This is a genomic window from Leisingera sp. ANG-DT, assembly GCF_000813785.1.
Classification (GTDB): domain Bacteria; phylum Pseudomonadota; class Alphaproteobacteria; order Rhodobacterales; family Rhodobacteraceae; genus Leisingera.
The window spans coordinates 53,391-74,021 of record NZ_JWLE01000004.1; the positions used below are offsets into that span (position 1 = coordinate 53,391).

A 20,631-nucleotide genomic window follows, 5' to 3' on the forward strand; every position below is an offset into this window, starting at 1 on the left:
GTGCCGGTTTCGCAAGGTTTCCGCACCCGGGGGAGGCTCCCGCCCGCGCCGTGTGCCTTCTGCAAAGGCCCCCTTGCGGTTGGGCGCGGCGCGGGTGTGCTGCGTCAGCGGGGCAGGGCGTACTCCACCAGCTCGGTGCGCTGCACCGGCAGGAAGTTATCGTCGGATACCATGGTGGCGCGCATCCGGCCGCTTGCATCGGTCCAGACCGACAGGCCTTCAAGGTTGTCATGAGTACCGGGGCCGGTTTGCAGCAGCACGGTTTCATTATCCGGGCCGCTTGCGGTAATATCCCAGCGGCGCAGCCGGGAGCGGAAGCCCAGCAGGGTCAGGTCGCGCTCCAGGAGGTAGAACCGCCCGTCGGGACCGAAATCCGCGTCCACCGGCAGGAACCCGCCGCGCGGCGGCAGGCTGAAGGGCCGGCTCCAGCGCCGCCCGTTCCAGCGCCAGACCGGGATCTGTCCGTGTTTGTCATAGGCCCGTTCCGGCAGCGTGTAGAGGTGCCCGCGGGCATTGATCGCCAGGGTCTCCAGTGACTTGTTGGGCGGCAGCTTGCGGAACCCCTTGGGCCGCGGCAGCACTTTGGCGCGCCCGTCGGGGCGGCGGTAGCGGGCAACCCGCGCCGCACCTTCAAAGGAGATGTAGCGGCTGCCGTCCGCGGCGATGGCCAGACCCTCGCTGTCGCCGGCAAAGCCGCGCAGTGTCTTGCCGGTGGAGGCGCGCAGCCGGTGCGCGGTTTTGGCCGTGACGCCGGAAATCCTGCCGTCCTTGCGCTGAATGTCCGTCGTGACCAGTGTCGCCCGGTCGCTCAGCACCACCATGGCGCGGCCGCCATCGGTGATCTTCAGCGCCGAGAAGCCGCCGAACCAGGGCTTTTTCAACGTCCAGGTATAGCTGCCCAGATACTGTGCGGTGCTGTCCGCCGCCAGCGGCCGGCTGGCGGCATAGCCTGCTGCCGCCAGTCCGGCGGCAGCGGCAACAGCCAGGATCAGTTTGATTGCAGAACGGCGGCGCATTGCTGGGGCAGGTCCGAAAGGGTGTAGTCCCGCCGTGGTTTAGGCTTTGGCGCGTTCGGGTCAACCGGTTTCGGCGGTGGCGGGTTCAGAATGTTGTTCACCCACTGCTGCGCATCGGCGCAGCCGTCGCCCTTGGGCGGGGCCGCCTGATCGACACAGCCGCGCGCACCGCGGGGGCAGGCCAGCCGCACATGGAAGTGATAGTGATGCCCCCACCAGGGCCGGATCTTGCGCAGCCAGCGGCGGTCGCCCTTCTCGTCGTTGCACATCTGTACCTTGGCGCCGGGAAACACGAAGATCCGCGCCACCCGCTTGTCCTGCGCGGCGGCCTTCAGGATTTCATGATGCGCCCGGCTCCAGCTCGCGTTCACATAGGCGCCCTTGGCCCGGCGCAGGGAGATCGAGGAGATGTTCTCGCGGGCACTGCGGCTGAGGTTCAGCCGGTCGGGCGGGCGCATCCAGATGTCGATATCGAGGCCGATCTGGTGGCTGCGGTGGCCCGACAGCATCGGCCCGCCGCGCGGCTGGCTGATGTCGCCGATATAAAGCCCCTTCCAGCCGCGCTGCTTGGCGGCTACGCGGCTCAGGTCTTTCACAAAATCAATAGCCGCTGGATGCCCCCAGTTGCGGTTGCGGCTGAGGCGCATCGCCTGCCAGGTGGGTCCGGTCTCGGGCAGCTGCGCGGCGCCGGCCACGCAGCCCTTGGCGTAGGAGCCGAACGGCGCCGGTTTTTGCTGTGAAGCGCTGGGCTTGGCCCCAAACAGCGCCTTGGCGGGGGTCTGCGCGCTTGCCGGAACACTCAGTCCCGCAACCGCCAGACAGATGGCAAGTAACAGTCTCAACCCTGATCTCCTTCTCCTTGAACCCAGAATAACAATACCAATCCGATCAGAAACAGGCCGATGACCGGGGTGATCCCCAGCCGGGCGCTGCCGGTGACAGTTGTTGCAACGCCGATCAGCATCGGCGCCAGAAACGCGGTGGCGCGCCCTGACAGGCCATAAAGGCCAAAGCTCTCAGTCGCGTCCTTGGGGCTGGTGTGGCGCACCATCAGGCTGCGGCTGGCCGCCTGCAGGATGCCGCCGAAACCGCCGATCAGCATACCGCAGCCAAAGAATACCGTGTCCGGCAGGGTAGAACCCTCCGCCAGCGCAACGCCGAATATCTGGTGCCGGGACATGGAGACGATGATCAGGCACACGAACGACAGGATCAGGATCGAGGTGATGATCACCGGCTTGGGTCCGAACCGCCGGTCGGCCTTGCCGCCGAGCCAGCTGAACACCGTAGCGGCAAAGGCGGCGACAATGCCGAAGATGCCGATCTGGGTGATTTCCCAGCCCAGCACCAGCTTGGCATAGACGCCACCGAAACCGTAGAGCCCGTTCAGCGCATCCCGGTACAGCATCGAGGAGCCGAGGTAGCTTGCCAGGCTCAGCCGGCTGCGCAGGCCGGAGACCAGCTTGACCACCATCTGCCAGGCCTTGCCCAGGCTGGCCTTGCGCCCTGTCGCGCCGCGGTCCTTCACCCACAGGAAGTAAGGGATCATGAAGACGGCAAACCAGATTGCGGTGAAGGGGCCGACGGCGCGGGTGCCTTCCTTGGCCTCCGCATTCAGGCCCAGGGCCGGGCTGAGGCCAATGAGCGTCTTGCCGGTGCCCTGTTCCACAAACAGCAAGAGCATGATGAACAGTGCGATCACCCCGCCCAGATAGCCAAAGGCAAAACCGGAGCCGGAGATGTCGCCCACGTCCTCGCGGCTTGCCAGTGTCGGCAGCTGCGCATTGACAAAGATCAGGGCAAATTCGGCGCCGATGAAACCAAAGCCGAAACTGACCAGCATCCACCACAGGTTGCTGCCGCCCGGGTCCATGTACCACAGCCCCCAAGCGCCGATCAGATACATCAGCGAAAACATCATGATCCAGGGCAACCGCCTGCCGGTGATATCCGCCAGCGCCCCCAGGAACGGCGCCCCGAAGCCGATGATCAGCCCGGTTATGGTCAGGCACATCGACCACACGGTCTGCGCCTGCGCCTTGGCGCCCTCGCTGTCCAATCCCTGGCCCATGAAATACTCGGCGGCCACGGCGGCAAAAAACGGGCTGAACACAAAGGTGACGAGCAGGGTTTGATAAGGCTGGCTGGCCCAGTCAAAGAACCACCACCCCCAGATCCGCTTGCGCGTGGACACCTGCTGCATACCCGGCCTCTTATTCTTGTTGCCTTCAGGTATGGCAGGCGGGCAGGGGCCTAGGCAAGCCCGTCCTGCATCGGCGGCCAGGGCCGGCCGCCATCCGCCGCGCACCAGTCCCTGATCCAGCCGGGCAGCTCGGGTGCGGGCGTCTGGTTCTGTCCCAGCGCCTCCAGCACCTTTTGCGGCGGCACGATGCCGTTCCTGTCTGTCACTGCGGTGCGCAGCATCACATGGCTGGCGCAATCGCCGTTTTTCTTCCACATGGATTGCTCGACATAGATGAACTTCTCGTCCCAGCCGGCCGCCCGGCTGCGCATCTCGAACTTTTCAAAGCCGCGGATGCGGCGGCGGTAGCGCACCGAGGAGCCCGCCACCGTCAGCCCCCAGCGGTTCTTCTTCAGCGCGCCGATCAGCCCGGCCCGCTGCGCCAGCATGGTGCGCCCCAGATCATACAGCGTCATGGTGCGGCCGTTGTTCAGCTCCATCCACATGTCCAGGTCCCAGGGCCAGCAGATGTGGCTGGAGACATGCATGCCAGTGATCGGCAGCCGCTCCATCCGGCTGGCCAGAACGGTATCCTTGATCAGGCGGAAAATCGGGTACATCGGCGCGCGCTCCTAGTTGCCATGTGCCCGTGATGCCACCCGTTTACAGCGCGTCAACCGCAACCTCGCGGAAGCCTTGCGCATTTCGCCGCGTCTGCTTACCTGTGAGGCTGTTCGAAAAAGGGAAATACCGATGGTCTCGCTGTTCCAAATCCTGATGCTGATCCTGGACGTGGTCTGGTTCTTCATTATTGCCCATGTGATCATGAGCTGGCTGATCAACTTCCAGGTCCTGAACCTGCACCAGCAGCTGGTGGGGCAGATCTGGTATGGCCTGAACCGGATCCTGGAGCCGCTTTACGCGCCGGTGCGCCGCATCCTGCCCAACATGGGCGGCATTGATCTGGCGCCGCTGGCGGTGCTGATCGGCGTCTACGCGCTGCGCATCATCCTGGTGAACAACGTCTCGGCGTTCTACTGATCTGAAAATCTCCGGCCCGGCGTTTCCTGCCGGGCTTTTTACCTGCGGGCCTTGCCGCCTCATGCCTCCTGTGGGATTGTGCCTGCCAAAGAAGAGCAGCACTGACCACGAGGCCCTCCGCCCCCATGACGGATATGACCGCCCTCAGCGGCGCGACTCCCATTCTGCGCGAGATTTTCGGCTTTGACGCCTTCCGCCCGGGGCAGGAGGAGATCGTCGACGCCGTGACCGCCGGGGAAAACGTGCTGGCGATCATGCCCACCGGCGGCGGCAAGTCTCTGTGCTTCCAGCTGCCCGCGCTGCTGCGCGACGGCATCACCGTGGTGATCTCTCCCCTGATTGCGCTGATGCGCGATCAGGTCCGCGCTTTGCAGGAGGCCGGCGTCAATGCAGGCGCCCTCACCTCCGGCAACACCGATGAAGAGACCGAACAGGTCTGGGAGGCAATCGAGGCCGGGCGGCTCAAGCTCCTCTACATGGCCCCCGAACGCCTCGCCTCCGGTGCGGCCATGGGGATGCTGCGCCGCATCGGCGTCAGCCTGATTGCGGTGGACGAGGCCCATTGCGTCAGCCAGTGGGGCCATGACTTCCGCCCCGACTACCTGCGCATCGGCGAGCTGCGCCGCGCCCTGGACGTGCCGCTGGCCGCCTTCACTGCGACAGCAGACCAGGAAACGCAGGAAGAAATCGTCCAGAAACTCTTCGACGGCGAGGCCCCCCGCAGTTTCCTGCGCGGCTTTGACCGGCCTAACATTCACCTCGCCTTCGGGGCCAAGGACAGCCCGCGCCGCCAGATCCTGGAGTTCGCCGCCGCCCGCAAGGGCCAGTCCGGCATCGTCTACTGCGGCACCCGCGCCAAAACCGAAGCGCTGTCTGCTGCGCTGCGCGAAGCAGGCCATTCCGCCTGTTTCTACCACGGCGGCATGGAGGCTGAGGACCGCCGCATCGTCGAGACCCGCTTTGCCCGCGAGGACGGTCTGATCGTGGTCGCAACGGTTGCCTTCGGCATGGGCATCGACAAGCCCGACATTCGCTGGGTCGCCCATGCCGACTTGCCGAAATCCATAGAGGCCTACTACCAGGAAATCGGCCGCGCGGGCCGCGACGGCGCGCCGGCCGAAACCCTGACCCTGTTCGGCCCCGACGACATCCGCCTGCGCCGCGCCCAGATCGACGAGGGCCTCGCCCCGCCCGAACGCCGCGCCGCCGATCACGCCCGGCTCAATGCGCTGCTGGGGCTGGCCGAGGCGTTGCGCTGCCGCCGCCAGAAGCTGCTGGGCTACTTCGGCGAAGAGGCGGAGCCTTGCGGCAATTGCGATCTCTGCGACACGCCCGCTGATGTGTTCGACGGCACTACAGTGGTGCGAAAGGCGCTGTCGGCGGTGCTCAGGACAGAGGAATGGTTCGGCTCCGGCCATCTGATTGACATCCTTCTGGGTGCCGACAACGAGCGGATCCGCGCCAAGCGCCATGACGAACTGTCGGTCTACGGCTGCGGCAAGGAATTTGGCAAGCGCCAGTGGCAGGCGGTGTTCCGGCAGATGATGGGCCATGACCTGCTGCGCCCGGACCCGGAACGCCACGGCGCCCTGCGGTTCACCGAAGCGGCGCTGCCGATCCTGCGCGGCGAGCAGTCCATTGAGCTGCGCCGCGACACCATCAAATCCGCAGACCGCCGCCCGGCGGTCAAGGCGCTGGTCTCCGAGGAGGACGCCCCGCTGCTCTCGGCGCTCAAGGCCAAGCGCCGCGCGCTGGCCGAGGCGCAGAAAGTGCCGGCCTATGTGATCTTCCCCGACCGCACCCTGATCGAGATGGCCGAGCTGCGCCCGGAAACCCTCGACCAGATGGCGCGCATCAATGGCGTTGGCGCCAAGAAGCTGGAACGCTACGGCGATGATTTCCTGGGCGTGATCACCGGTGCGGTTGAGCAGCTGCATCCGGCACGGCGCAAGCTGGCGGGCCGGGACTCCGGTTCCGTTTTTGACGGGCTGCTGGAAGCGCAGGCACAGCTCGCCCGCGGTGCATGCGGCACGCTGAAGCCGCTCAGCTGTTCGGCGTCGCTGCTGGCCAAGGTGGCGCAGCTGCGTGCTGGCGACGAGGCCGGCATCACAAGGCTGTTAGGGGAGCGCCGCGCCGAACGTTTCGCCTCGGCATTTCTGGACGTCCTGCGCGGCGCGGGCTAGGGTCGCGCCATGAGCAGAAGGGGGCAGATATGCTGGTAGTAACCTCTCCGGCCAAGAAGCTGGACTGGGCGGAACGGGATCAGGAGATGACCTGGCCCGCGCTGCATGACGATGCGGTGGAATTGGCGGATGTGGCGCGCGAACAATCGGTGGCAGACCTGATGAAGCTGATGCACATCAGCGAGGATCTGGCCAAGCTGAACCATGCCCGGTTCCAGGAGTTTGCCGCCGACCCGAAAACGGATGCGACCCGCCCGGCGGCGCTGGCCTTTGCCGGCGACACCTACCAGGGGCTGGAGGCATCCTCGCTGGACACGGATGAAATGGCTTGGGCGCAGGAGCATTTCCGCATCCTCTCAGGCCTTTACGGCGTGCTGCGCCCCTTGGATGCGATGCAGCCCTACCGGCTGGAGATGGGCTCGCGCCTCAAGAACCCGCGCGGCAAGAACCTCTATGAATTCTGGGGCAGCCAAATATCCGAGGCGCTGAACGCGCAGGCAGAGGCCGTGGGCGCAGAGGTGCTGGTGAACTGCGCCAGCCAGGAATACTTCGGTGCGGTGGATCTGGCGGCGCTGAAGCTGCGGGTGGTCACCCCGGTGTTCATGGAAGACAAGAACGGCACCCCCAAGGTGGTCAGCTTCTACGCCAAGCGCGCCCGCGGAGCGATGGCGCGCTATATCATCCAGCGCCGGCTGACGGATAGCGAAAGCCTCAAGGACTTCGATGCCGGCGGCTATGCCTACCAGCCGCAGATGTCGGAGCCGGACAAGCCTGTCTTCTTACGCAAATCCTGAGTGAGAGCGGGGAGGCTCCCGCCCGCTCCGGCACATTCAAAGAATGCACCGTTCCGGTTGGGCCCGGCAGCGCGCGGAACGCGCAGCCGGGCCCAAGGCCGCATAAGGGCGTCTCCGGCGCGTCAAGACAGGATTAGATTGTGACGGCCGCAGCCTCAGCTGCTTGTGGCGGACCCAAAGCCTTGCCCACCGAGCCTTGGGACGCGGGCAGAAAGCGGCTGGCAATAGGGCCCCGGGGCCTGCTTAGGGTGCGCCGCCCGCGGCAGCCTGGGCAGGCGGACCATCAGCCTCCACCGGTTTAACGCCTGCAGGCGCATGACTGCGGATCTGGTCGTGGATCAGCGCCTTGCGCAGCGGTTTAGTCAGGTAATGGTCCAGCCCGGCAGCCAGAATACCCTCGGAATCGCCTGCCATTGCATGTGCGGTCAGCGCCACCATCGGCACATGGGTGCCTGTCCCGGCTTCCAGCCTGCGGATTTCCATCGTGGCTTCCTTGCCGTCCATCACCGGCATCGAGATGTCCATGAAGATCAGGTCAGGGCGGAAGGTCTTGAACGCCTCCACCGCCTCCAGCCCGTTGCCGGCGAACTGCAGCTCGATGTTCAGCTCCTTCACGATCTTGCGGAACACCAGCTGGTTGGTCTTGTTGTCCTCCGCCGCCAGAACCCGCATCTTGCGCACGACAGGGGCTGCAGGCGGGGCAGCGGCAGCAGGGACAGCAGGTTGTGCCGGCACCGCCGCAGCAGGTGCAGGAGGCACGGGTGAGGGAGCCGGCACCACATCCGGTGCCGCAGGAGCAGCTGCGGGGGCTATTGAAGCAGGCGCCGCTGGAGCAGGCGCGGCGGGAACCGGGGCCGGAGCCGCGGCGTCACTGCCGATCCGGGCCAGCTGGCTGAACAGATCGCTGCGCGGTGCGGGGCTTTGCAGCACGCCGCTGACCAGCTGCCGCACATCTGGCCCAATGGCAGCATGCGGGCTGGAGTTCAGAAGCAGCACCGGCACCCGGTCCCAGCCGTAAGCCCTGAGGTCGCGGGCCAGCTGCAAGCCGTCCAAACCAGGCAGGTTATGGCCGCTCAGCACCAGGCTGATGCCGCCCTGCATCGCCGCCAGCGCCTCGGCGGCAGTGCCGGCCGTTGTCACCTGCAGCCCCAGCATCTGCAGGTGCTTCTGCAGGATCTCGCAGTTCAGCGGCACATCATCCACCAGCAGCACATGGCGCAGGCTGCCGGGCAGTTTCGGCAGCGCCTGCTCAGCCGGGCCAGTCACCGGCAGCGGCACCCGGAAGCCAAAGCAGGATCCCTTGCCCTCTTCGCTGTCGACCCAGATCTCGCCGCCCATCATCTCGATCAGGCGTTTGGAGATCGCCAGCCCCAGGCCGGTTCCCTCGAACTTGCGGTTGCGCTCGTCCTCGACCTGGTTGAATTCGCCGAACACATGCTCGATTTTGTCGGCAGGGATGCCGATGCCGGTGTCCTCAATGGTGACATGCACCGCGCATTGGCCGTCTTCGGGGGAGGTGATGCCGGTCACCCGCAGAGTGACATGGCCCGTCTTGGTGAATTTCACCGCATTGCCGGCCAGGTTCGTCAGCACCTGCCGGATGCGGCCCGGGTCGCCGGTGAAGCGGGTGGGCAGGAACAGGTCGTAATCCACCAGCAGCGCCAGCCCCTTATCGCGGGCGGTGGGCTGCAGCAGCATCACCACCTCATGCAGGCTGCGCTCCAGGTCGAACTCCTGCGGGTGCAGCTCCAGCTTGTCGGCCTCGATCTTGGAGTAATCCAGAACGTCATTGATAATGACCAGCAGCGCCTCGCCCGAGTTCTTGATGGTCTTGGCATAAAGCCGCTGCTCATCGTCCAGTTCAGTGTCGTTCAGAAGTTCCGCCATGCCGACCACACCGTTCATCGGGGTGCGGATCTCGTGGCTCATATTGGCGAGGAAGGCGGATTTGGCGCGGTTTGCGGCCTCGGCCCGGGCGCGGGCATCCTGCAGTTCCTGCTCATAACGCACGGTTGAGGTGATATCGAGCGCCAGCGTCACCACATCACCGCCATGGCCGCGCTGGTCAATCAGCCGCAAGTAACGCTCATCCCAGAGCTGGACCACAACCGGTTCCGGGGAATCGGACTTCCAGCGCTCTGTCATCATCGCATGCCAGTCGCCGGCCTTCATGCTGCCGGTGCTGATCAGCCCCTCTTCGATCAGCAGCTCCAGGATTCGCGCGTAGGTGATGCCCGGCGTGACCTCTTCCAGCCCGTCAAAGATGTTGAGGTAAGCCGTGTTGGCGCCGATCAGATGGCCGGCCGCGTCAAAGAAGGCAAACCCGTCCTGAAACGCCTGGATCGAATGCCACAGCCGCCGTTCGGCGGTCTCGATCTTCTCGTTGGCGGTGTGAAGGTCGGATTTCACCTTGGCGTTTTCGTCACGCACGGTGGCGACCTCGGCCTGGGTCTGGCCGATCTGCTTGGTCAGCGCCAGCGCGTGGCGGCCCAGTTTGCGGTTGGCAGCGGACAACTCGGCTTGCTTCAGCTCAAGCAGCCGTTCGGCGGCGAGCCTTGCCCGCCGTTCCTCCGCCAGTTTGTCAGCAAGGCTCATCCCTGCAAACTCCGCAATCCATCAGCACAAAATAGCGCCCAGCAATTTCTGCGCGCAGGGCAGCGGCGCTGCTCTCCCTTTTTGTTACGCGGAGGAATCTTGCTATGACGTTAAGCCCGTGCCAGCCTGCCCCCAGTATTGGAGGGTGCCATGCCGCGTCTGTTTGCTTCTGCTTTTCTCTATTTCATTGCTTTTGTTGTGTTTCTGCCGGCTGCCCAGGCGCAGCAGGCGGTTCCTGAGTTTCGTTACCAGGCTTACGCGGATACCGATTTCTTCGGATCCGACCTGCAGCCGCTGTTTGACACCGATGCTGCGTCCTGCGCCCGGGCTTGCTCAGCGCAGGCGGACTGCGCTGGATTCGTGTTCAATCAACGGGCAAACGCCTGTTTCCCCAAATCCGCGCTGGGACAATCCAGCCCTTATGCGGGGGCCCTGTCAGCGGTGAAACAGCCCGCCGCGCCCGGGCTGGCCGCCTCCGCAGCATCGCGCGCCGCGCGGCTGGATTTCCTGTCGGATCAGGAACTGCAGCGCGCCGCCGGATTAGCCCGCACTATGGGACTGGACTACCCGCTGGAAACCAATGACGCAGATGAGGCCCGCACCGCTGCCCGCACCCTGCTTCGGGGCGGCGAGTCGCTGGCTGCGCTGCGCTGGATGGCGCAGGCCGCGGTGCTGAGCGATGAGGCTGCGGATTGGACTCAATTTTCAGGAAATTTGCTGCGTGCCGCCAAGGACAGCAACAGCCGCAGCCAGCAGCGCCGTTACCGTGTGCAGGCCTATTCCGCGGCGCTGAACGGCTACCTGCGGACAGAGGCACCCGAGGCGCAGGCCCAGGCGCTGCGCCAGGCGGCTGAGTCGGTGGAAACACTGGGCCGCGGGCGGGATATGCTGCCGCTCCTGCATCTGGCGGAGGAGATCATTCCTCTCAAGGCCAACGCTGAGCTGCTGAACCATGCCATCCGGAAATACGGCTTCCGCGTCACCTCCAGCACGGTGGAGAGCGACAGTGCCGCACCGCGCATCTGTGCCGAGTTTTCCGAAGATCTGGAACAGGCTGGCACCGACTACGAAAACTATGTCCGCATGGGCGAGGGCGGCCTGGCCGTTACCGTTCAGGGCCGCCAGCTGTGTGTGGACGGGGTGGAGCACGGCAAGCGCTACCGCATCACCCTGCGCCGCGGCTTGCCCGCCGCCAGCGGCGAGCAGCTACTGAAGGACGTGGAGCTGACCCACTATGTCCGCGACCGCTCCCCGCAGGTCCGCTTCCCGGGCCGCGCCTATGTGCTGCCCGCAGGCGGTCAGGCGGCGCTGCCGGTGGAAACTGTGAATGTCACGGACCTCGACCTGCGCCTGCGCCGGGTCAGCAGCCGCAACGTGCTGCGCACTCTGCAGGAGGGCTATTTCGCCAAGCCGCTCTCCCAGTGGGAGGATGAGCATTTTGCCTCGGATATTGCCGAGGAAATCTGGACCGGCAGTGCCAGCGTTGACACCGCCATCAATCAGGTGATGACCAGCCGCCTGCCACTGGAAGATGCGCTGACCGGGCAGAAGAAGCCGGGGCTTTACGCCCTAACCGCCCGGGTGCCGGGCGCTGATCCTTATGACGATGCAGGCGCCACCCAGTGGTTTGTGCTGACCGGCCTCGGCCTCAGCACCATGTCCGGTAGCGACGGGCTGCATGTGCAGGTGCAGGGGCTGCGCGATGCCAAACCGCAGGCGGATGCCGAGGTCAGCCTGATCTCCGCCGCCAATGAGGTTCTGGCGACCGCCAGCAGCGACGCCAGCGGATATGTGCATTTTGCCCCAGGCCTCACCCGCGGCACCAGCGGCGCGGCACCGGCGCTGATCACCGCGCGGGCAGGGGAGGGGGATTTCACCTTCCTGCCCCTCAATGATGCCGCCTTTGACCTCTCCGACCGCGGCGTTTCGGGCCGTCCCGCCCCGGGGCCGGTGGATGTGTTCCTGGCGACCACCCGCGGCGCCTTCCGCGCCGGGGAAACCGTGCATGCGACCGCGCTGGCCCGCGACAGCAATGCGCAGGCCATCGACGGCTTGCCGCTCACCGCAATCCTTTTGCGCCCGGACGGCGTGGAATACACCCGCCAGACCTCCGCCGCAGGCCATCAGGGCGGCCATGTCTTTGCCCTTGCCACCGGCCCCGCCGCCCCGCGCGGCACCTGGCGGATCGAGATCAAGAGCGACCTCAAGGCCCCGGCGCTGGCCAGCCGCCAGATCCTGGTTGAGGATTTTCTGCCTGAGCGCATCGACTTTACCCAGAAGGTCGCCAATGCAGATGCCCTCCAGCCGGGCGGTGCAGCCCAGATTGATCTGCAAGCCGACTACCTGTTCGGCGCCCCCGGCGCAGGTCTCAAGGTAGAGGGCAGCATCCGTCTCACCGCTGCCAATACGCTGACTGAATGGCCGGGCTTCCGCTTCGGCCGCTATGATGAGGCCTCCTCCGCCCAGACCGAATACTTCGGCGGCCAGGAAACCGGCACAGACGGCAGCGCTGTCATTTCCGCCAGCCTCCCCGCTGCCACCCCGGCCGAGGGAAAGCCGCTGCTCGCCACCCTAACCACCCGCGTTGCCGATGGATCCGCCCGCCCGGTGGAACGCACGCTGGAGCTGCCTGTGCGGCCCGCGGGCCCGGTCCTTGGCATCAAGCCGCAGTTTGACGAGGTCGCGGCAGAAGGCTCAGAAGCCGGCTTTGAACTGATCGCCTTGGCCCCCGACCTCACCCCTATGCCGATGCGCGTGAAATGGACCCTGAACCGGGTCGAAACCCGCTATCAATGGTATCAGCTCTACGGCAACTGGAACTGGGAGCCGATCACCCGCCGCACCCGTATCGCCACCGGCGAGGCGCAGCTGGGCAGCGACCCGCTTGCGCTCTCCCAGCCCGTCGACTGGGGCCGTTATGAACTGGTGGTGGAGCGTCTCGACGGCGCATATGCCTCTGCCGCCTATGACTTCTACGCCGGCTGGTATGCGCCCGAAGGCAGTACCGAGACCCCCGCCCGGCTGGACCTGTCGCTGGACCGCGAAAGCTACGCCCCCGGCGACACCGCCCGCCTGCGTATCGTGCCGCAGGCCGCGGGCACGGCGCTGGTCTCGGTTGTCTCCAACCACCTGATCCACCGCATGGCGGTGGAAGTGCCTGCCGGCGAAACCGTGATCCCGCTGGAGGTCACGCAGGACTGGGGCAGCGGCGCCTATGTGACTGCAACCGTGATCCAGCCGGTGGCCGGCGACCGTGGCCGCACCCCGCTGCGCGCCCTGGGACTGGCTCACGCCAGCGTCACCCAGCCCGGCCAGCAGCTGCAGGTCGCGATTGACGTCCCCGAAGTCACCCGCCCGCGCGGCACCCAAGTGGCAAAACTCCGCGTGGACGGCGCGGCTGAGGGCGAGGAGGTCTGGCTGACGGTTGCCGCCGTCGACCTCGGCATCCTCAACCTCACCGGCTTCACCAGCCCCGATCCCAGCGCGCATTACTACGGCCAGCGCCGCCTGGGGATGGAGCTGCGCGACGTCTACGGCCGCCTCATTGACCCCGGCAACGGTGCGATGGGACGGATCCGCTCCGGCGGTGATGCGGACAGCGGCATGAAAATGCAATCGCCGCCGCCAACGCAGGACCTTGTGGCGCTGTTCTCCGGCCCGCTGAAAGTGGACGCCAATGGCGAGGCGGAGTTCCCCCTGACGCTGCCCGCCTTCAACGGCACCGTGCGGCTGATGGCAGTCGCCTGGTCAGGCAAGGCCGTGGGGCAGGCGGAGGCCGACATGCTGGTGCGCGATCCGGTGGTGGTCACTGCCTCGCTGCCGCGCTTCCTGGCGCCGGGCGATCAAAGCCGCGCCCGCATTGAAATCGTCCACGCAGACGGCCCCGCCGGAGACATGCAGCTGACGGCAGCCACCGCCGGCGGCCTGACGCTCGGCAGCCTGCCAACCTCCGTCATTCTGGCAGATCAGGGCAAGGCAGTGCTGGAACTCCCCGTCACCGCTGAAACCGTGGGCGACCACGCGCTGACCCTCACCCTCACCACGCCGGACGGGCAGGAGCTGCGGCAAGACCTGCGGATGCCCGTCCGTGCCAATGATCCGGTGACCTCGGAAACCCGCCGTTTCACCCTCGCAGCCGGTGACACCTTCCTGTTCAGCAAGGACGTATTCGCGGGCCTCCGCCCGGGCACCGCCCGGGCCACCATCTCCTCCGGCCCGCTGGCGAAATTCGACGTGCCGGGCCTCTTGGCGGAGCTGGACCAGTACCCCTACGGCTGCACGGAGCAAGTCACCTCCAAGGCGCTGCCGCTCCTCTACCTCAGCTCTGTCGCCCAGGCCGCAGGTCTGGGTGACGGCCCGGCGGTGGATGCCCGTATCAACGCCGCTATCCGCCAGGTGCTGACCCGCCAGGCCCCCAGCGGAGCCTTCGGCCTCTGGCGCGCCGACAGCGGCGAGTTCTGGCTGGATGCCTATGCCAGCGACTTCCTCAGCCGCGCCCGTGCGCAAGGCTATGAGGTGCCGCAACAGGCCTTTGCCCAGGCAATGGACAACCTGCGCAACCGCATCAACTATGCTGCCGATTTCGACATCGGCGGCGAGGAGATCGCCTATGCCCTCCTGGTGCTGGCCCGTGAAGGCGCGGCCCAGATGGGCGACTTGCGCTATTACGCTGATGTGAAGGGCGAGGGTTTTGCCACGCCCCTTGCTGCCGCCCAGCTGGGTGCCGCGCTTGCCGCCTATGGCGACCAGCGCCGCGCCGACCGGATGTTTGCCCGCGCCGCGCAGATGATCGGTGCCGAGAGCCAAGGTGAAGCCCGCCTCTGGCGCGCCGATTTCGGCACCCGCCTGCGCGACACCGCGGGCGTTCTGGCTCTGGCGGCTGAAGCCGGATCAGAGGCCGTGGACCGCGCCGGCCTGTCCGCGCGGCTTTCAAACGCCAGCGGCTATCGCTCCACCCAAGAATCCGCGTGGACCCTGATGGCCGCCCATGCGCTGGCGCAGAATCCCGAGGACGCAGGTCTACTCGTGAACGGCCAGCCGGTCCAGGGCCCGTTTGTGCAGGCGGCTGACGGTCAGGACGTGCCGGAACTGGCACTGACCGCCGCCAGCGGCAAAACAGCTGAAATAACCCTCACCACCCTTGGCGTGCCAGAGGTTCCGCCGGCCGCAGGCGGCTTCGGCTACACCATCGAGCGCAGCTACTTCACGCTGGAGGGGCAGCCGTTGGAGGTGCAGTCCGTGCAAGCAGGCGCCCGCTTTGTCGCCGTCCTGCGGGTGACGCCGCATGAGAAAACCGGCGCCCGGCTGATGATCAACGACCCGCTGCCTGCGGGATTTGAGATCGACAACCCCAACCTCCTGCGCTCCGGCGATCTGCGCGATCTCGACTGGCTGAACCCGGCTGAGGCGGAACACGCCGAGTTCCGCAGCGACCGCTTCCTGGCGGCGGTGAATGTGCGCGACGCCGGACAGGTGACGCTGGCCTATGTGGTTCGTGCAGTGACATCCGGCGTGTTCCTCCATCCGGCGGCCTCGGTCGAGGACATGTACCGCCCGGCCTACCGCGCCCGTACGGCGGCAGGGCGTGTGGAGGTTAGGTGAAACGCCTGTTCAAAAGAACTAAGGGCATTGCCCGTCCGCGGGGGGGCGAGTATCGCCCGCCCGGGGGGGCGGACGGGCGCTGCCCGGCCTATCGGCCAGGCAGGAAGTGGAAATGGGGTGCGGCTGTTCTAGCGCTTGGTCTTGTCGCTGCCTTCTCGGCCCACCGGGCCTTTGACACCTGGATAGACCGCACAAACCTCCCTCTCACCCTCACCGAGACATCCACTGAAGTCCTCGACCGCAACGGCAAGCTGCTGCGTGCCTACCCCGTGGGCGACGGCCTTTGGCGCCTTGCCGTCCAGCCGGCCGACGTCGACCCGCGCTTCCTGCAGATGCTCCTGCGCTACGAGGACAAACGGTTCCGCTCCCACTTCGGCGTTGACCCCATCGCCCTCCTGCGCGCTGCAGGCCAGGCGCTGTGGAACACCCGCGCCGTTTCCGGCGGCTCCACCCTCACTATGCAGGTGGCGCGCCTGCTGGAAGACGGCACCACCGGGCGCTGGGCGGGCAAGCTGCGGCAGATGCGAGTGGCGCTGGCGCTGGAACGCCGTCTCAGCAAGGATCAGATCCTCACCCTCTACCTGACCCACGCTCCCTATGGCGGTGCAGCGGAAGGCATCCGCGCTGCGACCTACAGCTGGTTCGCCAAGGAGCCAAAGCGCCTGACCCCGGCTGAGGCCGCGCTGCTGGTCGCCCTGCCGCAGAGCCCTGAACGCCGCCGCCCCGACCGTTTCCCCGAGGCCGCCAGCAAGGCCCGCGACCGGGTGCTGAAGCGCATGGAAGCCCAAGGCATCCTCAGTGCAGAACAGGCCGCTGCCGGCCGCCAGACCGTACTGCCTTACAAGATGGCCGCCTTCCCGCGCCTCGCGCCGCATCTGTCGGACCGGGTCGCGGCGCAGCATCCCGGCAAACGCCAGCTGCGCCTCACACTCGACGGCGCAGTGCAATCCCGGATGGAAACCCTGCTGGGTGAAGCCGTGCGCAGCTCAGACCCGCGCCTCTCCGCCGCGCTCATCGCCGCTGACCACCAGACCGGAGAAGTTTTGGCGATGGTCGGCTCCCCTGGTTACTCCGATACAAGTCGGCGCGGTTTTGTCGATATGACGCAGGCCATCCGCTCTCCCGGCTCCACTCTGAAACCGCTGATCTACGGCCTCGCCTTCGACCAGGGGCTGGCGCATCCGGAAACTCTGGTCCACGACGGCCCGGTCAATTTCGCAGGCTACGCGCCGCAGAACTTCGACGGCGAATTCCGCGGCGACATAACCGTGCGTGAGGCGCTGCACCTGTCCCTCAACATCCCCGTGGTGACACTGACGCAAGAGCTTGGCCCGGCCCGGGTGATGGCGTCCTTGCGCGCCAGCGGCGCCAGCCCGGAACTCCCCGGCGGCGCGCCAGGGCTGGCGCTGTCGCTCGGCGGCCTCGGCATCAGCCTGCAGGACATGGTGCAGCTTTACACGGGGCTGGCCGCAGGCGGGCAGGGGCCGCGCCTTCGCATGATGCAGGGCAACGCGCTGCAGCCCGCAGGCCGCCTCACTTCCCCCGAGGCCGCCTGGCAGGTCGCTGACATCCTGCGCGGGCTGCCGGTCCCTGCCAGTGCGCGGGCCGGAACCATCGCCTATAAGACCGGAACCTCCTATGGCCACCGCGATGCCTGGGCGATCGGCTGGGACGGGCGCCACGTGATCGGCGTCTGGATGGGCCGTGCCGACGGCACGCCGGTGCCCGGCATCTTCGGCGGCGACCTGGCTGCACCGGTGCTGTTTGAGGCCTTTGGCCGTTTGAAACCCGCGCTCGATCCTCTGCCGCCGCCGCCCCCCGCTACGCTGATCGTCAGCTCCGCAGACCTGCCGCCGCCCTTGCAGCGCTTCCGCCCGCGGGATGCGGCCTTCTCTGAACCAGCAGACGCACCGGAGCTGATCTTTCCGCCCGAAGGCGCCCGGCTGATGCTGGAGGGTGCTGACCTCACTCTGAAACTCCGCGGCGGCACCGCGCCGTTTCTGGTGATGGCCAACGGCCAGCCGGTGCTCTCGGGCCAGCGCAGGCGCGAGTTCTCCCTGCCCAGCCCCGGCCCCGGCTTCTCCTCGCTGGTGATTGTCGATGGCGCCGGCCGCTCCGACCGGGTTAACCTGAGGATCGATTGATCCCGCAATTTTCTTCGAGGCCCTTTCATGCTGAAGCCACTGCTCGCCGCCTGCGCCCTTGCCGTTACGGCCCCCGTCGCCATGGCCGCCTGCGCCAGTGATGCCGAAGTCGCCGAGTTCATGGAGAGCTACCTGGCCAAGACCCCTGCGCAGGCGCTGTCGCCCGGCGGCAGAATGGAGGACGCGCTGTGTTCCCAGGCCAAACTGGCCGCCGCGCTGGAGCCGCATTTGGGTCCGGTGATCGGCTACAAGGCCGGCCTCACCAGCAAACCCGCGCAAGAGCGTTTCGGCGCCACCGAGCCGGTGCGGGGCCTGCTGTTTCAGAACATGATGCTTGAGGACGGCGCTACCCTGGATGCGCCTTGGGGCGCCATCCCGAAGGTTGAGGCCGACCTGATATTGGTGGTCGCCGATGACGGCATCAACAATGCAACCACGCCTGCGGAAGCCCTCGCCCATATCTCCGCCATCCGCCCCTTTATCGAACTGCCCGACCTGACGCTTGCCAAGGACCAGCCCTTCACGGCTGAGACGATCACCGCAATGGGGGTTGGTACCCGTCTCGGCGTCCTCGGCGCGCCACTTCCGGTGGAGGACCCGGCAGCAATGGCCCGGATGCTGGAGGAGATGTCGGTCACAATGCGCGATGCGGCGGGCGGCGTTCTGGTTCAGGCGCCCGGCCGGGCGGTACTGGGCAACCCGGTCAATGCCGCCCTGTGGCTGCGCTCCAAGGGGGTGGTGTTCAAAGCCGGAGACTTGATTTCCGTCGGCTCCTTCGGTCCGCTGTTTCCGCCGCAAAAGACCAAGGGCGGGGTCAGCGTGACCTATCAGGGCCTGCCGGGTGACCCGGTTGTTGAGGTGTTTTTCCCGGAATAATCCGCTGCCGTTGGGATGAGGTGTTTCGCTTCGGGCTGTGCCCGAAGCGACCCGCGCCGCGCCTTTGGCGCGGCGCTTGGCCCAACGCTCGCGGGTTTTTGCCAGAAAACCTGCGAAAGGCGGGAGAGCCCCGGCTGCGGCAGCCGCCTAGCGCCGCCCCTCACGCAGCCAGCCTGCGAGGAGGAAGAAGGACGCGAGCAGCAGCGCCAGCCAGCTGGGCAGAAGCGGGCCTTGGGACACTGAAAGCGTCTCATAAGCCTCCCGCGGGGTCAGGCCGATCCAGCCGCGCCCTGATGCGGGCCGCCCGGGCCGCACGTTGCGCAAGGACGGCATCCCGTCTTCCAGCCGCAGGACACCGCCGCGCAGGGGCGCCAGCACCGGTGCCAGCACAGACCCGGTGGCAATGGTTTCCTCAAACTCCTTCGGTGCCGCAGGACCTAGCCCCACCACCGTGCTCTCCTCGCCTTCTTGCAGATGGTACAGCCCCGGCTCCGGCCCCTCATAGCGGGCTTCCCATTGACCCGGCGCAGTTTGACGCAGATTCAGCGCCACGGTAGAGCCATCGGGCGCAGTGACCGTCACCGGTCCCACCCCACCTGCCAGCGTGCGGCGCAGGATGCGCATCCGCTGGCCCGTCACCTCGGCCCACAGCGCCTCTTCTTCCAGCTCCGGCTCTTTCATCATCCAATGCGCAAGACGGCGCAGCAGTTCCAGCTGCGGCCCGCCGCCCTCATAGCCGCGGCTCCACAGCCAGGCATGGTCCGAGGCCAGCAGGGCCACCCGGCCCTCGCCGACCCGGTTCAGCACCAAGAGGGGGCGTTCGCCGGCACCGCTCATCAGCACATGGCCCTCCGGCGTCCGCAGCTCGATCTGGCGCAGCCAACGGCCCCAGTCTGCCGCCCCCTCCAGCCCCGAGGTTACCGGATGCTGCTTGCCCAAATTGGTGATTTCCGGGCGGTAGGCTTCCTCCAGCACCCGCGCCGAAGGCTCTGCCGGCAGGATCAGCGACAGCGGCGAGCGATAGATGCTGTCGGCGCTGGCAAAATCGGGGCCCGCCGCCACCAGCACCGCACCGCCGCCCATCGCGTAATTGGCCACATTGTCCAGATAGACCGCCGGAAGGATGCCGCGCCGCTTGTAGCGGTCAAAGATGATCAGGTCGAAATCCTCGATCTTCTCCAGGAACAGCTCGCGGGTGGGGAAGGCGATCAGCGACAGCTCCTCCACCGGCACCCCGTCCTGCTTCTCTGGCGGGCGCAGGATGGTGAAATGCACCAGATCCACAGCGCTGTCGGATTTCAACAGGTTGCGCCAGGTGCGCCCGCCCGCGTGCGGCTCACCCGACACCAGCAAGACCCGCAGCCGGTCGCGCACCCCGTTGATCTGCACCAGCGCCTGATTGTTGCGCGCGGTCAGCTCGCCCGGCTCCTCCGGCACAGAGAACTGGATCACGTTGCGCCCGCCGTGCTGCAGCACCATCGGCAGTTCGAAATCGACGCCGACGGGCAGGGCAAACCGCTGCGGCGGCCCGCCCGCGACTGAAACCTCAAGGTCGGCAAAACCACCCTGAACCGGCACCGCACCCTGATCCTCGATCCGAAGCGTCAGCTTGACCGGCTCGCCGATGATGGCAAAGCCAGGCGCGTTCTTCACGATCAGGCGGCGGTCCCAGTCGTCTTCGCGGCCAGTCAGCAGCAGGTGCATCGGGGCGGGCAGGTTCACCGGCTGATCGGCGTCATGCGCCTGCCCGTCCGAGAGGGCAATGATCCCCGCCACCCGCGCTCGCGGCTCATCCGCCAAGGCCTGCGCAACGGCTGCCATCAGCCTTGTGCCCTCGTCGCCCTCGCCATCCGGCACGGTGACCCAGCGCACATCGGTGTTGGGCCGGTCCGCCAGCGCCGCCTTCAACTGACTGCGCGCGCGCTCCGTCTGTTCCGGGCGGTCGCGCAACTGCTGGCTGGCGGTCTGGTCTTCCGTCACGATCACGATATCGCTCAGCGGCGCGCGGTCCTCGCTCTGATGCACCGGACCTGACAGAGCCGCCAGCAGCACCAGTGCCGCCAGCGCCCGCAGCGCCCAGCCGGACAGCCCCTTCCACAACCCCAGCAGCAAGGCGGTCAGGGTCACCGCGCCTGCGGTCCAGATCACGGGCCAGGGCACCAGCGGGTCAAACAGGATCGTCTGTGTCATCGCGCGCTC

The 20,631-nt window shown here is 66.7% G+C and carries 12 protein-coding genes; 6 read left to right on the forward strand and 6 right to left on the reverse strand.

Annotated features, from left to right (window positions below; all coding sequences use genetic code 11):
* Positions 1–104: 104 nt before the first annotated feature.
* From RA21_RS04705 to RA21_RS04720, 4 genes are read right to left on the reverse strand one after another with little or no spacing between them, the layout of a single operon-like run.
* Positions 105–1,016: an esterase-like activity of phytase family protein gene (locus tag RA21_RS04705; protein WP_039146882.1), complete on the reverse strand. Its 912-nt coding sequence runs from the start codon at positions 1,014–1,016 to the stop codon at positions 105–107.
* On the reverse strand, positions 989–1,858 hold the full coding sequence (gene mepA / locus RA21_RS04710) for a penicillin-insensitive murein endopeptidase (RefSeq protein WP_039146884.1): 870 nt from the start codon (positions 1,856–1,858) through the stop codon (positions 989–991). The genes RA21_RS04705 and mepA overlap by 28 nt, the downstream gene beginning before the upstream one ends.
* On the reverse strand, positions 1,855–3,252 hold the full coding sequence (locus RA21_RS04715) for an MFS transporter (protein WP_272946445.1): 1,398 nt from the start codon (positions 3,250–3,252) through the stop codon (positions 1,855–1,857). Before RA21_RS04715 ends, mepA begins: the two co-directional genes overlap by 4 nt.
* 17 nt (positions 3,253–3,269) lie before the next feature.
* Complete coding sequence (locus RA21_RS04720) at positions 3,270–3,818, reverse strand: acyl-CoA thioesterase (RefSeq protein WP_039146886.1); 549 nt, start codon at positions 3,816–3,818, stop codon at positions 3,270–3,272.
* A gap of 133 nt (positions 3,819–3,951) precedes the next feature.
* Here RA21_RS04720 and RA21_RS04725 point away from each other — a divergent pair, with 133 nt between their 5' ends.
* The 3 genes from RA21_RS04725 to yaaA all read left to right on the forward strand — a co-directional run bounded on the left by RA21_RS04725 (position 3,952) and on the right by yaaA (position 7,216).
* Positions 3,952–4,239, forward strand: coding sequence for a YggT family protein (locus RA21_RS04725; RefSeq protein WP_019295027.1), 288 nt, complete (start codon positions 3,952–3,954; stop codon positions 4,237–4,239).
* Positions 4,240–4,364: 125 nt separating this feature from the next.
* Positions 4,365–6,422 carry a DNA helicase RecQ gene (gene recQ, locus RA21_RS04730; RefSeq protein ID WP_039146889.1) on the forward strand — a complete coding sequence of 686 codons (2,058 nt, stop codon included), beginning with the start codon at positions 4,365–4,367 and terminating at the stop codon, positions 6,420–6,422.
* 29 nt (positions 6,423–6,451) lie between these two features.
* The gene (yaaA, locus tag RA21_RS04735) at positions 6,452–7,216 is read left to right on the forward strand and encodes a peroxide stress protein YaaA (RefSeq protein ID WP_039146891.1); all 765 of its coding nucleotides are present in this window, start codon (positions 6,452–6,454) and stop codon (positions 7,214–7,216) included.
* A gap of 243 nt (positions 7,217–7,459) precedes the next feature.
* Here the strand turns inward: yaaA and RA21_RS04740 are convergent, their stop codons facing one another.
* On the reverse strand, positions 7,460–9,811 hold the full coding sequence (locus RA21_RS04740; RefSeq protein ID WP_039146894.1) for a response regulator: 2,352 nt from the start codon (positions 9,809–9,811) through the stop codon (positions 7,460–7,462).
* Between the two features lie 150 nt (positions 9,812–9,961).
* Between RA21_RS04740 and RA21_RS04745 the strand changes: the two genes are divergently transcribed.
* The 3 genes from RA21_RS04745 (at position 9,962) to RA21_RS04755 (ending at position 18,432) form a co-directional block, all read left to right on the forward strand.
* Positions 9,962–15,412 carry an alpha-2-macroglobulin family protein gene (locus RA21_RS04745; protein ID WP_193748050.1) on the forward strand — a complete coding sequence of 1,817 codons (5,451 nt, stop codon included), beginning with the start codon at positions 9,962–9,964 and terminating at the stop codon, positions 15,410–15,412.
* Positions 15,413–15,594: 182 nt separating this feature from the next.
* Positions 15,595–17,556 (forward strand): penicillin-binding protein 1C, encoded by a 1,962-nt coding sequence (gene pbpC / locus RA21_RS04750; RefSeq protein WP_052257599.1) that lies wholly within the window; start codon positions 15,595–15,597, stop codon positions 17,554–17,556.
* A gap of 27 nt (positions 17,557–17,583) precedes the next feature.
* The gene (locus RA21_RS04755) at positions 17,584–18,432 is read left to right on the forward strand and encodes a 2-keto-4-pentenoate hydratase (protein ID WP_039146897.1); all 849 of its coding nucleotides are present in this window, start codon (positions 17,584–17,586) and stop codon (positions 18,430–18,432) included.
* Between the two features lie 147 nt (positions 18,433–18,579).
* Here the strand turns inward: RA21_RS04755 and RA21_RS04760 are convergent, their stop codons facing one another.
* Positions 18,580–20,622, reverse strand: a complete 2,043-nt coding sequence (locus RA21_RS04760; protein ID WP_039146899.1) for a membrane protein — start codon at positions 20,620–20,622, stop codon at positions 18,580–18,582.
* Between the last annotated feature and the right edge of the window lie 9 nt (positions 20,623–20,631).